Here is a 14,175-nt window from a genome sequence, read left to right on the forward strand (position 1 = left end):
TCCCTAAAAAAACCGATTTTTTTTATATATTTGTCAAAATCTAAAATTAGAAAATGGCAGAATACAAATTATTGCTTCCTTCCATGGGTGAAGGTGTGATGGAAGCTACTGTTATCACTTGGTTGTTTAATGAAGGTGATCAGGTAAAAGAAGATGATTCGGTAGTAGAAATTGCAACAGACAAGGTAGATTCGGACGTTCCGACGCCTGTTTCGGGAAAAATTGTAAAAATCCTTAAGCAGAAAGATGAAGTTGCTAAAGTAGGTGAAGCCATTGCCATTTTAGAAATTCAGGGAGAAGGCGGAAACAGTAATGCGGAGGAAACCAAAACTGAAGTTTCAGCTCCGGATGCAGATACCATCAAAGCAATTGAAGAACCTTTGGCGCAGACTGCAACATCTCATGTAGAATTTTCAGGAGACCTCTATTTATCACCTCTTGTAAAATCAATCGCACAACAGGAAAACATTTCTGAATCTGAACTGAAAACCATCAAAGGAAGCGGTTTGGAAGGAAGAATTACCAAAGAAGATATCTTGGCACACGTTGCCAACAGAGGAAACCAGCCTCAACAATCAACGCAACAGCAAGCTGCTCCTGTACAACAAGCCGTATCTGCTCCACAACCGGCGGCTGCTTCTGCTCCGGCGGCTACCATTTCTGCCGCTGCAGGTGACGAAATCATTCCTATGGACAGAATGAGAAAAATCATCGCTGAAAATATGGTGAAGGCAAAACAGACGGCTCCTCACGTAACTTCTTTCATCGAAACAGATGTTACCAATGTTGTAAAATGGAGAAATAAACATAAAGATCTTTTCGAAAAACGGGAAGGTGAGAAACTGACGTTCATGCCGATTTTTGTAAAGGCAATTGTAAAAGCAATTCAGGATTATCCCATGATTAATGTTTCCATAAACGGAGATAACATTATTAAGAAGAAAAATATCAATATCGGTATGGCGACCGCTTTACCGGATGGAAATCTTATTGTTCCCGTAATTAAAAATGCTGATCAGCTATCTCTTTCCGGTCTGGCAAAAGCAATAAATGATTTGGCATACAGAGCCAGAAATAAAAAACTAAGACCAGAAGATACTCAGGGAGCAACATACACGATCTCAAACGTAGGAAGTTTCGGAAATCTAATGGGAACTCCTATTATTCCACAACCGCAGGTTGCTATTCTGGCGATCGGAGCCATCGTGAAAAAACCGGCAGTTCTTGAAACCAAAGACGGGGATGTAATTGCGATTCGCCAATTGATGTTTATGTCTCACTCTTACGATCACAGAGTAGTAGACGGTTCTCTTGGAGGGATGTTCCTGAAACATGTACACGATTACCTTCAGAACTGGGATATGAATACAGAAGTGTAAAATACTTAACTTATTAATATATAGCCTCCGGAAATTTTTCGGAGGTTTTTATTTAGATTTACATCTCATTAATTTTTAAATTATACAGATGAACTTTAACTTTAAAGAAATAAACAGAAATAAATTATTTAGGTTTACTGAAGAGCAGAAAGTACAAATTTTCAAAGTCTATGACAGGTTGTGTGAAATATATAAGATTTCAATTATTGATGTTAAAGATACCCCACTATCTAGGTTCAAACCAATTGTAGAAAATCAAGATTTTATCCCTCACATTAGTTATCTGGTTCAAAGTGAAAGTAGTTCATTTTATCTTTACATTATAACCAGAATTGTGCGTTACAACAGCAAATATGGTTCAACCTCGAAAGAATATTTAAAAGTGTGGGGATTAAAAGAACTGGGTGAAGATTTTGGAGATATAGTAATAAGAAAAGAAACCTTTTCGGATAAAATCACTGAGATTTTTAAAAATTTCGATATTGACTTTAAAAATGACCGAGACTTTAGCAAAACTTTCTATGTTTTATGTAAAAATGAAACAGAAACCAAAAAATTCTTAAATAAATCCACAAGACAGCTTTTAAAATCATTTCCCGATAAAGATTTCCAACTTGAAGTCAAAAATAATGTTCTAAGTTTCGGTTTACCTAAAAAACTATCATTACCTCGGCTTTTGCAGATTTCGGAATTTTTAAATGAGATTTAAACTTAAATTTTCATTTTAACAAAAAAAAACCGAAATTTGAGATATGTTCAAAATTTTCAACCTTTTCCGCAGAAGCATCAAGAAATCTTTTGACAATATCCGGAACGAACGCCTGAAACATAATCTGCTCCAGGCAATACCGTTTTGGATAGGCTCAGTAATTACCGGTTTTTTCGCGGTGATGTATGCTAAAATCTTTTCGTGGGGAGAAGAACTATTAGAATTCATCATGAAATGGCATGACTGGACTATTTTTATCATGGCGCCTATTGGCTTCGTACTTTCCTGGTGGCTGGTAAAAGAATTTGCTCCTAACGCGAAAGGCAGCGGAATTCCACAGGTGATGGCAGCGGTAGAATTGGCAAATCCTAAAGAGCATACCAAGATCAGGAGCCTTTTAAGTTTAAAGATTATTGTTTTTAAAATTATTTCATCCGTCGTTTTAGTAATGGGTGGCGGTGCAGTCGGTCGTGAAGGGCCCACCATTCAGATTGCAGGTTCCATTTTCAGAAAAGTGAACGAATATCTTCCTGAGTGGTGGCCTAAAATATCCAAGAAAAATATGATTATGACAGGAGCTGCAGCCGGTCTTGCCGCCGCTTTCAACACTCCACTCGGAGGAATTGTATTTGCTGTGGAAGAACTCTCGAAAACACACATCAATTATTTTAAGACAGCACTTTTTACCGCTGTCATTATTGCTGGTTTAACGGCCCAGACTTTGGCGGGGTCTTATCTTTATCTTGGTTATCCGAAAACCAATGACGTTAGTTTGATGGTAATGTTTCCAATTATTCTGGTTGCAGGAGTAGCTGGTGTTTTTGCAAGCCAGCTTTCTGTCATTATGCTAAAAATTTCCGACTGGAAAAAGAGAAAACTCAAAACGGACCGCTCTAATGTTATTTTCCTGATTATATGTGCATTATTCATTGCAAGTATTTCTTTTTTTATAAGTAAAGAAATTCTCGGATCCGGAAAACATATTATGGAACGAGTGCTGTTTACGGAAAATAAAAACGAGAATTGGTACGTCCCTCTTCTCAGAATGTTGGGTCCTGCCCTATCTTTCACATCAGGCGGCGCAGGCGGAATTTTCGCACCCGCGCTTACTGCAGGAGCGAGTGTCGGTTCTGTGATTTCAGGGATGATTCACCTGAGCCCGAATGAAACCAATGTCGTGATTCTGGCGGGAATGGTCGCTTTTCTGACCGGTATTACAAGAGCGCCGTTTACTTCTGCGATTATTGTACTGGAAATGACCGACCGGCATTCACTGATATTCCACCTCATGTTGGCAGGAATGATCTCTTCACTAATCTCGCTTCTGGTAAGCAGACATTCTTTGTATGATGTTTTAAAAGTGAATTTTTTAAAGGAAATCAGAAAAGATGAATAAGTTTAAACAAAATAATTCAAATTTTACAATATCGCTGCCGTGTTTATTGTGTATTATAAATAAAATCCATATTTTTGCACCTCGAAATAATTAACAAATTCATTTAACATTATGAACAATTACGAAACTGTTTTCATTTTAACTCCCGTTCTATCTGATGCTCAGGTGGAGGAAGCAGTGAAAAAATTTGAAGATCTTATCAAAGAAAAGAACTGTGAAATTGTCACTAAAGAAAATTGGGGATTAAAGAAACTGGCTTATCCTATTCAACTTAAAAAGAATGGATTCTACACTTTAATCGAGTTTAAAGGTGAAGGAACTGTAGTAGCTGATCTTGAATTGGCATTCAAACGTGACGAAAGAGTAATTCGTTACCTTACTACAAAACTAGACAAGCATGCTGTAGAGTACGCCGTAACTAGAAGAACTAAACTTAAAGCTTCAAGAGCTTAATTACTAACCCAAATTTAAAAAAAGACAAAGACATGGCAATAGATGATATGGCTAAACAAGCCTCAGCTGGAGGTGAATCTGAAGTAAAATTCCTTACTCCGCTTGATATCAATACAAAATCTGAAAAGAAATATTGTAGATTCAAAAAATTCGGAATCAAGCACGTAGATTATAAAGATGCTGATTTCTTATTACAATTTGTAAACGAGCAAGGTAAGATTTTACCAAGAAGATACACCGGTACTTCTTTAAAATATCAAAGAAAAGTTTCTTCGGCAATCAAAAGAGCAAGACACCTTGCAATGATGCCTTATGTAGCTGACTTATTAAAATAAGACAAAAAAGACAAGAGAAAAGAGAAAAGATTCCGGTCTTTTTCTCTTTTTTTAAGTTGCTGAATAAATAATTAATTCTAACGATTTTTAGACTAAAGAAAAGAAAAAATTTCTGAGACAATGTCTTTCATCTTCTTTCTTTCCTCTTTTCTCTAAAACTAAAAACGGACAACAACAATGGAAATTATCCTTAAAAAAGACGTAGAAAATTTAGGTCTTGAATTTGATACAGTAAATGTAAAGCCTGGGTACGCAAGAAACTTCTTATTACCTCAAGGGATCGCTCTTTTGGCAACTCCTAAAAACAAAGCTACTCTTGAAGCTACTTTGGAAGCTAGAAAAGAAGAAGAAGCTAAATTAGTTGCTGCTGCAAACGCTAAAGTTGAGCAGTTGAAGAAAACTTCTATCACGATTCCTGCAAAAGTAGGTTCTGGTGATAAATTATTCGGATCTATCAACAATGCAGATCTTTCTGCAGCGCTTTCTAAGGCAGGTGTTGAAGTAGATAAGAAATATATCAAAATTCCTGGAAACACGATCAAAAGAACTGGTAAAGTAACTTCAATCATCAGATTACACAGAAATGTGGAATATAACTTTGAATTTGATATTGTTTCTGATGCTCCACCAGCTGCTCCAGCTCCAAAACCGGCTCCAAAAGCTAAAGTAGAAGAAGAAACATCTTCTGAAGAAGCATAAGAACAAAATTTTTCTTAAAATATTAAACCACTCTTTACGGAGTGGTTTTTTTTATCTATACTTTGGCATATTTTTTAGAATATATCACTATCAGAAAAAAATAGAAAAAATGAATTATACAGATCTGATCTCTGCCCAGAGAGAATTTTTTAAGACGCAAAAAACCAAAAATGTAAAATTCAGAAAAATGTACTTGGAGAAATTGCGCACAGTAATAGCAGATCATGAGAAGATGCTTTATGAAGCCATCCATCTGGATTTTGGGAAATCTGAATTTGAGACCTATACTACTGAGATTTCTTTTATCTTAAAGGATATTGATTATTACCTTAAAAATCTCAATTCTCTTTCTAAGCCTAAAAAAGTAAAGACCAATCTAGCCAATCAGATCGGAAGCAGTAAAATTTTTTCTGAGCCTCTTGGCTGCACACTGGTAATCGGAGCCTGGAATTATCCTTACCAGCTTTCATTATCGCCTCTTATCGCCGCTATAGCAGCAGGAAACTGCTGTATCCTCAAACCAAGTGAGATCGCCGAAAATGCGATGAAAGCGATGGCAAAAATCATTAACGAAAACTTCCCTCCGGAATACATTCATGTTGTTGAAGGCGGAATTGAGGAAACAACTGAAATCCTGAAACTGAAGTTTGATAAAATATTTTTTACGGGAAGCACAAAAGTAGGCCAGATTGTCTACAAAGCTGCAGCGGAACATCTCACTCCCGTTACACTGGAATTAGGCGGAAAATCACCCGTTATTGTCACAAAAGATGCAAATCTGGAAATTGCCACTAAAAGAATTGTCTGGGGAAAATTTTTAAATGCCGGACAAACCTGTGTAGCACCGGATTATATTTTGGTTGAAGAAACGGTAAGAGAACAGTTTTTGGAATTATTGAAAAAATATATTTCTGAGTTTAAATACGAACCTGATTCTGAACAGTATACTCAAATCATCAATCAAAGAAATTTCAACAGACTAACCAGGCTGATTGATCACGATAAAATATATGCAGGGGGAAATTTTAATGAAGAAAAAAGATTTATAGAGCCGACCATTCTGCATAACATTAGTTGGGAAGATCACATAATGCAGGAAGAAATTTTCGGCCCTATTTTACCGGTTATCTCATTCATCAATTTTCACCAGGCTCTGAATGATATTCTGGAACTTGAAAAACCTTTGTCAGCCTATCTGTTTACTGATAAAGAAGAAGAAAAAGAAATGTTTATCAATAAATTGTCTTTTGGCGGAGGTTGCATCAATGACGTAATTATGCACCTGGGAAATGATAATCTTCCGTTTGGGGGTGTTGGGAATTCCGGGATGGGGAATTATCACGGAAAATTCGGTTTCGAAACTTTTTCGCACCAAAAAGCAGTTCTTGACAAAGCAACTTGGGGAGAGCCGGATCTGAAATATCCACCCTACTCAGAGAATAAAAAGAAGTGGATTAAAAAACTTTTATAAAAAAAACCGAGAATGTTCTCGGTTTTTTCTATGATTTTGTCGTCCATGTATTAAAAAAAGCTTTTACTTTTTCAAGGCTGTAGCCTTTTCCTTCCTCTAAAACATCGCTTTGCTGTACATGCAGCACTTTACCGTCTTTGTCAAGAATGATAAATACAGGATATCCGAATTTATCTCCAGGATTGTCATATTTCGCAAAAACTTTTTCATTTTTATTATCCGGGGAATAATTTAAATGGTAATAAAGATAATTTTCATTGACCAGTTTTTTCAATTCCGGAGTGGTTTGCACATATTGATTAAAACGCAGACACCAGATGCACCAGTTTCCGCCGGCTTGAATCATAACATTTTTATTTTCCTTTCCGGCTCGAGCCACCAATTTTTCAATATCTTTCTCTGCATCCGCTTTGGGATCATAAGGTTTAGGCAATTTTGCCTTTTCTTCAAGTGCTGCTTTTTTCAAAGCTTCCTGATTTGCTGCATTATCAGAAGTATTTATCGTAGATTGAGCCTGTGCAAAAACAAGAGATCCGAACGATAATGAAACTAATAGTACAATATTTTTTGACAACTTTTTCATACTTTAAAATTAAAAAAATAATACTTATGATCATCAAAAATGAAACCATAATTTTTTTTTACTAAATTTGCCTACTTTATGAACTTTCTGATTAAAATACTTTACTTTATATCAAAGATGCCGCTGAAAATATTATATATTTTTTCGGATATTATTTTCTATTTAAACCATTATGTAGTAGGATACAGAAAAAAAATCATTACCCAGAATATTAAAAACTCATTTCCCGACAAAACGGACCATGAAATTGCAGAAATCAGAAAGAAATTTTATTTAAATTTCTCAGATTATCTCGCTGAAACGGTAAAATCATTTACCATGTCTGAAAGAGAGACCAGAGTAAGGATGCAGCATATCAATCAGCAGGTATTTCATGATGCAAAAAAAGAAGGGAAAAATATTATTCTTTTGGCTGGCCATGTTTTTAATTGGGAATGGATGAATGCTTTGGCAACGATTGTTCCGCAAAAAAACTGCCACCCTGTTTACAGAAAAGTAAACAGCAGTTTTTGGGAGAATCAGATGAAAAAAGTAAGAAGTAAATTCGGAAATGAAGCTTTAGAAGCCAATGAAGTGATTCTCAATATTTTCAGAAGCAAAAATGACGGAGATTCTATATATCTGTTCGTGGCAGACCAGACTCCGCATGTGGCGCATGTCAATTATGGTCTGGAGTTTCTTAATCAAAGAACGCCTGCTTTTATCGGGTATGATAAACTGGCTACAAGAATGGATCTGGCTTTTATTTACTGTGAAATGCAGAAAGTAAAACGCGGTCTTTATCAGATCAATTATCATCGAATAATGCCTGAAGGTGAAAAGTTTGTCAACAATGAGGTGGTGAAAAAATTTCATCAGCTGCTGGAAAATACCATCAAAAAGCGCCCCGACAATTATCTTTGGTCTCACAGAAAATGGAAATATCAGAGTTCTATCAAAAATTTTGATTCTGAAAAACTATAGCAGTCATGCCGGAAAAATTAGCCATTGTCATTCTCAACTGGAACGGAAAAAGCTGGTTAGAAAAATTTCTTCCCAGTGTGACGGATTATTCTCAAAGTGCTGAAGTGTATGTCATTGATAATCTGTCAACGGATGACTCCGTTTCTTTTTTACAACTGAATTTTCCTGATGTTAACATTATAAAAAATAATAAAAACTATGGCTTTGCAGGAGGCTATAATGAAGGCTTAAAGAAAATCGACGCAGAGTATTACTGTCTTTTAAATTCGGATGTAGAAGTTACGGATGGATGGATTGAACCTATTTTACACCTCTTTGAAAAAGATCCCGAAATCGCTGCCATTCAGCCGAAAATACGTTCATACAGCAATAAGAAATATTTTGAGTTTGCGGGTGCAGCGGGAGGACTGATTGATAACTTGGGCTATCCCTACTGCAGAGGCCGTATTTTTGACAATACCGAAGAAGACAATGGCCAATATGATGATGAAACAGAAGTTTTCTGGGCTTCAGGATGTTGTTTATTTATTCGCTCAAGAGATTTCTGGAATCAGGATGGTTTTGATGCGAGATTTTTTGCGCATCAGGAAGAAATAGATCTGTGCTGGAGACTGAAAAATTCGGGACGGAAAATTTATTACACCGGGAAATCAACCGTTTATCATGTAGGCGGTGGAACTTTAAACAAACAAAGCCCTCAGAAAACCTATCTGAACATCCGCAATAACCTTTTGATGCTGCTGAAAAACCTGCCTTTTTCAAGTATATTCTGGGTTATTATTGCAAGGATGATTTTAGATGGTCTTGCTGCATTTTATTTTGCCTATAAGTATGGTTTTTCGCATTTCTGGGCCGTTCTCAGAGCGCATTACGGATTCTATATGCAAATCCCGGGAACATTAAAGCTCCGACAGAAAAAACAGATTAAAACCTATTATCAGACGAAATGGTTGATTTTCAAACATTTTATGTAATGATAAAATTTTAAGTTAATTTTATAATTCACTATTGAAACATGGATTTTTGTGCCATTGATTTTGAAACTGCAACCTACGAGAGAAACTCGGCCTGTGAGCTGGGTATTTGCATTGTAGAAAATTCTGAGGTAGTTGCCACAAAAACATGGCTGATTAAACCTCCCAGCTTTCCCTATTTTAGTCAGAGAAATATTGATGTTCACGGAATTTTACCGCATGATGTGAAAGATTCTCCTACGTTTGATGATATTTGGTATGAAGTAGAGGAAATGATGTACGGAACTTTGATGATCGCCCATAATGCGAGTTTTGATGCAGGAGTTTTAAGAAGCTGTCTTGATCATTACGGAATGTTTAAACCGAAACTAAATTATCTGTGCAGCATTCAGCTGGCTAAAAAATCCTGGAATTATTTACCCAGATATGGGTTAAAACATCTTGCGGAATATCATCAGATTAAGTTTAATCATCACAGAGCGGGAGATGATGCGGAAGCGTGCGCCAGAATTTCTTTACTGGCTTTTGAAAAATTATTCATCACTACGAATGATGAAGTTATGCAGTATTTTGAATCTAAATTAAAAAAACTGTAATAGACTTTAGTTGCTTAAAATCTCTGAAAGCAAATTAAATTTAGGAATATCAACTTCAAAATTATCCTGTGTTTCTTCATTTCTCACAAGATATTTTCCACTCATATTTCCCACTCCGGAACGAAGCATTACATTAGAAAAATACGTAAAGTGATCATCGGGGTTAATTTCCGGCGTTAAACCGATAACACCGTCTCCTACCACTTCTGTAAAGCCAAACCCAACATCAAAAATCAGCCATTTTCTTTTTAAAATTTTAATGGGGAATCCTCCTTCATTTTCAATCACAATATTATATTTAAAAACAAAACGGTTTTCTGATGGATAACTGTTTTTAATGTCGTATTCAGGAATTACCGAAACTTTTATATTTGAAGTAACTTTTGAAAACATTGTATTCGTTTTTTTATTATCTAAACAAAAATCTCGCCTTTTTTTAAAAAGGCGAGATTGTAAATATAGATCGGTATGATTTATTATAACTCTAATCCTCTTTTTTCATCGCCTCCCATTAAAATCCCAACAGGATTGTCAATTCCTTCTTTTACTGCTACCAAGAAGCCTACAGACTCTTTTCCATCGATAATTCTGTGGTCATAAGACATTGCAACGTACATCATCGGACGTATAACGACCTGTCCGTCAACCGCAACCGGTCTCTGGATGATATTATGCATTCCCAGAATTGCAGATTGAGGGGGATTAATAATCGGTGTAGACATCATTGACCCGAAAGTACCTCCATTGGTAATGGTAAATGTACCTCCTGTCATTTCGTCAACGGTAATTTTTCCGTCTCTTACTTTGGTTGCCAAATCTTTGATATTGGCTTCAATCCCTTTGAAAGACATATTTTCTGCGTTTCTCAATACAGGAACCATCAATCCTTTAGGACCGGAAACCGCAATCGAAATATCACAAAAATCATAATTAATTTTAAAATCTCCGTCAATAGATGCATTTACATCAGGATACATTTGCAATGCTCTGGTAACCGCTTTTGTAAAGAAAGACATGAAACCAAGTCCTACTCCATGCTTCTGAGCAAATTCATCTTTATATTGTTTTCTTAATCTAAAGATTTCAGACATGTCAACCTCATTGAAAGTAGTCAGCATCGCTGTTTCATTTTTTACAGAAACCAGTCTCTGAGCAATTTTTCTTCTAAGAACAGAAAGTTTTGTAGTTGTGGTAGACCTTGCTCCTGTAGCCGTGAATGAATTTCCTCCCATTGCAGGAACAGCAGCCAGTTCGGCATCTGATTTGGTAATTCTTCCATCTCTACCCTGTCCTGAAACCTGAGCAGCATCAATCCCTTTTTCGTCAAGGATTTTCTTCGCCGCAGGAGAAGGAGCTCCTGTTGCGTACGATTGAGGGGCAGCCGGCTTTTCAGCAGGTTTTGGAGTTTCTGTTTTTACAGGTTCAGCAGCTTTAGGCGCTTCTTCTTTTTTTGGAGCTTCTGCAGCAACAGGAGCCGCAGCACCTTCAGGCTTTGCCGCATCCATATCAATTAAACAAACCACCTGTCCTACTTGTACCACATCACCTTCTTCAGCTTTTAAAGTGATAATTCCGCTTTGTTCGGCAGGCAATTCAAGAGTTGCTTTATCTGAATCTACTTCAGCGATAGGTTGATCTTTTTCTACATAATCACCATCTTTTACAAGCCAAGTTGCAATTTCAACTTCTGTAATTGATTCTCCCGGTGAAGGAACTTTCATTTCTAAAATTGACATATGAGTATTTTTTATTTTTTTAATTGATTATTAATTTTATTATGCCGTAACCGGTCTTTTTGCAGGAGCATCATCTCTGTCAAAAACCCTGTTGATAACAGAATTTTGGTTTTTTTCAAACATTTTATGACTTCCCGGAGCCGGTGCACCACTTGGTACCGGAGAAACAACTTCAATTCCCGTAGCTCTGAAATTTCTCAGAATGTAAGACCACGCTCCCATATTTTCCGGTTCTTCCTGAGCCCAAACAATTGATTTTTTATTTTCATATTTGGCAAAAATAGCTTCGATAGCATCCGTCTGAAGAGGATATAACTGCTCAAACCTTACCAAAGCGATATTTTCACAATTAAGCTCTTCTTTCTTTGCCAACAATTCAAAGTACAATTTCCCTGAACACAATACCAGTTTTTCAACTTTTTTAGGATCTGCCGTCGCATCATCCAAAATCGGCTGGAAACTTCCTGTCGCAAAATCTTCCAAAGGCGAAACCACTTTCGGATGTCTTAACAGGGATTTCGGACTCATGACAATCAATGGTTTTCTAAATGCCCATTTCAACTGTCTTCTCAGCAAATGGAAATAGTTGGCCGGAGATGTGATGTTTGCTACGACCATATTTTCGTTGGCGCACAAGGTTAAAAATCTTTCCAGTCTTGCGGAAGAGTGTTCTGCACCCTGTCCTTCCGAACCGTGAGGCAATAACATGATTAAACCATTCTGAATTTTCCATTTTTCTTCTGCTGCCGCCAAATACTGGTCAACAATAATCTGTGCTCCGTTAACGAAATCTCCGAACTGTGCTTCCCAGATCGTTAAAGTATTAGGAGAAGCCATTGCGTAACCGTAATCAAATCCTAGAACTCCGTACTCTGAAAGGTGTGAATTGAACACGTCGAATCTTGTATCAGAAACTTGTTTTAAAGGAACATATTCTTCTTCCGTATCTTCCGTTTTTATTACGGCATGTCTGTGAGAGAATGTGCCTCTTTCTACATCTTCCCCGGAAATTCTGATGTTGTGGCCTTCTGTAAGCAAAGTAGCATACGCCAACCATTCACCTAATGCCCAATCTAAAGAATTGCCTTCAATGGCTTTGATCCTGTTTTCGAAAAGGCGGGTAATTTTATTGATAAATTTTTTCTCTGCAGGTAGCGTTGACATTTTTATTGCCAGTTCTTTCAGCTTTGCCAAATCATATTTTGTATCTACGGAAGCCTGAACAGCTCCTCTTTTTGCAATAGGATAATTCGTCCAGTCTTCAGACATAAACAGATCCATCGCGTTTCTTTCAATCTCTTTAGAAGCATCAAAATCTTTATCCAATAAAGATTTAAAATCGGTTTCCATCTTTTTCAGCACTTCATCAGAAACTACATTTTCCTGAATCAGTTTATCTTTATAGATCTCTCTCGGATTCTGATGTTTTGAAATAGCTTTATATAAATTGGGCTGTGTAAATCGAGGTTCATCTCCTTCGTTATGACCATATTTTCTATATCCTAAAAGATCTATGTAAACATCTTTACCGAATTTAGCCCTGAAATCAGCTGCAAAATGAATCGCATGTACTACTGCTTCGGCATCATCTGCATTGATGTGCATTACAGGAGACTCTGTTACTTTCGCGATATCTGTACAATAAGTTGAAGATCTTGCATCTGCATAATTGGTTGTGAATGAAACCTGATTATTCACGACAATATGAACGGTTCCTCCGGTTTTATAACCCTCCAGATTCATCATCTGCGCTACTTCATACACAATTCCCTGTCCGGCAATTGCACCGTCACCATGAATAATAATCGGTAAAATTTTAGAATAATCGCCGGTATATTTATCATCTACCTTTGCACGGCAGATTCCTTCTACCAAAGCGGCAACCGTTTCCAAATGAGAAGGATTCGGGGTTAGATTAATCGCTACCTCTTCTCCTGAAGCGGTTTTTATTTTTTTTGATGAACCTAAATGATATTTTACATCTCCTGAGAAGACATCTTCTTCAAATTCTTTTCCTTCAAATTCTGAGAAGATCTGCTTATACGACTTTCCGAAAATATTTGACAACACATTTAATCTTCCTCTGTGGGCCATCCCTAAAACCACCTCATCAACACCTAACTGAGAAGATCTTGAGATCAGCTGATCTAAAGCCGGGATTAAAGATTCTCCACCTTCCAGTGAAAATCTTTTCTGACCTACAAATTTTGTATGCAGATAGTTTTCAAAAGCTACCGCCTGGTTTAATTTCAGTAAAATCTCGGTTTTTTCGTTGGCGGAAAGATTCGGGTGATTTTCATTCACCTGAAGCCATTGCTTAATGTAGTCTTTTTCTTCAACATTTGTAATGTGCATGTATTCTACACCGATAGAATCACAGTAGATGTTTTCCAGATGCGTAATCAGATCCTGTAATGTTGCAGGACCTTTCATCCCTGTTTCTGCAGCACAGTTGAATTTTGTATTTAAATCTGACTTGTCTAAACCGAAGTTTTCAATATCTAAAGTGGGTGAATAATGTCTTCTTTCTCGCACAGGGTTTGTTTTGGTAAACAAATGCCCTCTTGTTCTGTATGCTTCAATTAAATTAACTACTTTGAACTCTTTTTTGATATGTTCCGGAACTTCTCCGTTTGCTGCTGCCTGAGAAATTTGCTGTACTGCAGGCGCAGAATTTGACGCTGCCTGAATATACTGTACATTATCATCATCGCCGTAGTTTTCCAAAGCAAAATCAAAGCCTTGAAAAAAGGCTTTCCATGATGGCTCTAAAGAATCCGGAAATTTTAAATATTGTTGGTATAAATCCTCAATTAACTGAGAATGAGCTGCGTTTAGGAATGAAAATCTGTCCATTATTACAGTTTATCTGTTATTAAAT

General features: G+C 36.7%; 14 protein-coding genes. 10 read left to right on the top strand and 4 right to left on the bottom strand.

All coding sequences use genetic code 11. The features are described 5' to 3' along the window. Positions 1–53 precede the first annotated feature (53 nt). The 7 genes from N0B16_RS05110 to N0B16_RS05140 all read left to right on the top strand — a co-directional run bounded on the left by N0B16_RS05110 (position 54) and on the right by N0B16_RS05140 (position 6,442). Positions 54–1,379, top strand: coding sequence for a dihydrolipoamide acetyltransferase family protein (locus N0B16_RS05110; protein WP_262989651.1), 1,326 nt, complete (start codon positions 54–56; stop codon positions 1,377–1,379). 88 nt (positions 1,380–1,467) lie between these two features. Continuing rightward, positions 1,468–2,088: a hypothetical protein gene (locus N0B16_RS05115; protein WP_262989652.1), complete on the top strand. Its 621-nt coding sequence runs from the start codon at positions 1,468–1,470 to the stop codon at positions 2,086–2,088. A gap of 43 nt (positions 2,089–2,131) precedes the next feature. Further along, positions 2,132–3,484, top strand: a complete 1,353-nt coding sequence (locus N0B16_RS05120; protein WP_262989653.1) for a chloride channel protein — start codon at positions 2,132–2,134, stop codon at positions 3,482–3,484. Positions 3,485–3,595: 111 nt separating this feature from the next. After that, positions 3,596–3,937, top strand: coding sequence for a 30S ribosomal protein S6 (gene rpsF, locus N0B16_RS05125; RefSeq protein WP_262989654.1), 342 nt, complete (start codon positions 3,596–3,598; stop codon positions 3,935–3,937). Positions 3,938–3,969: 32 nt separating this feature from the next. Further along, positions 3,970–4,272 (top strand): 30S ribosomal protein S18, encoded by a 303-nt coding sequence (gene rpsR / locus N0B16_RS05130; RefSeq protein ID WP_262989655.1) that lies wholly within the window; start codon positions 3,970–3,972, stop codon positions 4,270–4,272. Between the two features lie 177 nt (positions 4,273–4,449). Further along, positions 4,450–4,971, top strand: coding sequence for a 50S ribosomal protein L9 (gene rplI, locus N0B16_RS05135; protein ID WP_262989656.1), 522 nt, complete (start codon positions 4,450–4,452; stop codon positions 4,969–4,971). A 109-nt stretch (positions 4,972–5,080) separates the two neighbouring features. Further along, complete coding sequence (locus tag N0B16_RS05140) at positions 5,081–6,442, top strand: aldehyde dehydrogenase (RefSeq protein WP_262989657.1); 1,362 nt, start codon at positions 5,081–5,083, stop codon at positions 6,440–6,442. Positions 6,443–6,470: 28 nt separating this feature from the next. Here N0B16_RS05140 and N0B16_RS05145 read toward each other — a convergent pair whose 3' ends face one another. Then, positions 6,471–7,025: a thioredoxin family protein gene (locus N0B16_RS05145; RefSeq protein WP_262989658.1), complete on the bottom strand. Its 555-nt coding sequence runs from the start codon at positions 7,023–7,025 to the stop codon at positions 6,471–6,473. A 78-nt stretch (positions 7,026–7,103) separates the two neighbouring features. Between N0B16_RS05145 and N0B16_RS05150 the strand changes: the two genes are divergently transcribed. From N0B16_RS05150 to N0B16_RS05160, 3 genes are read left to right on the top strand one after another with little or no spacing between them, the layout of a single operon-like run. Next, positions 7,104–7,988, top strand: coding sequence for a lysophospholipid acyltransferase family protein (locus N0B16_RS05150; protein WP_262989659.1), 885 nt, complete (start codon positions 7,104–7,106; stop codon positions 7,986–7,988). Between the two features lie 5 nt (positions 7,989–7,993). After that, positions 7,994–8,962, top strand: a complete 969-nt coding sequence (locus N0B16_RS05155; protein ID WP_262989660.1) for a glycosyltransferase family 2 protein — start codon at positions 7,994–7,996, stop codon at positions 8,960–8,962. A gap of 41 nt (positions 8,963–9,003) precedes the next feature. Next, on the top strand, positions 9,004–9,558 hold the full coding sequence (locus N0B16_RS05160) for a 3'-5' exonuclease (RefSeq protein ID WP_262989661.1): 555 nt from the start codon (positions 9,004–9,006) through the stop codon (positions 9,556–9,558). 6 nt (positions 9,559–9,564) lie between these two features. On the opposite strand, the gene apaG is transcribed toward N0B16_RS05160, so the two are convergent. The 3 genes from apaG to N0B16_RS05175 form a co-directional block, all read right to left on the bottom strand. Continuing rightward, entirely contained in the window at positions 9,565–9,951 is a 387-nt protein-coding gene (gene apaG, locus N0B16_RS05165; RefSeq protein WP_262989662.1) for a Co2+/Mg2+ efflux facilitator ApaG/CorD, read from the bottom strand. A gap of 83 nt (positions 9,952–10,034) precedes the next feature. Beyond that, the gene (odhB, locus tag N0B16_RS05170) at positions 10,035–11,294 is read right to left on the bottom strand and encodes a 2-oxoglutarate dehydrogenase complex dihydrolipoyllysine-residue succinyltransferase (RefSeq protein ID WP_262989663.1); all 1,260 of its coding nucleotides are present in this window, start codon (positions 11,292–11,294) and stop codon (positions 10,035–10,037) included. A gap of 39 nt (positions 11,295–11,333) precedes the next feature. Further along, complete coding sequence (locus tag N0B16_RS05175; protein WP_262989664.1) at positions 11,334–14,150, bottom strand: 2-oxoglutarate dehydrogenase E1 component; 2,817 nt, start codon at positions 14,148–14,150, stop codon at positions 11,334–11,336. Positions 14,151–14,175: the final 25 nt, after the last annotated feature.

Origin of the sequence: Chryseobacterium gilvum (assembly GCF_025628965.1) — a bacterium.
GTDB lineage: Bacteria > Bacteroidota > Bacteroidia > Flavobacteriales > Weeksellaceae > Chryseobacterium > Chryseobacterium gilvum.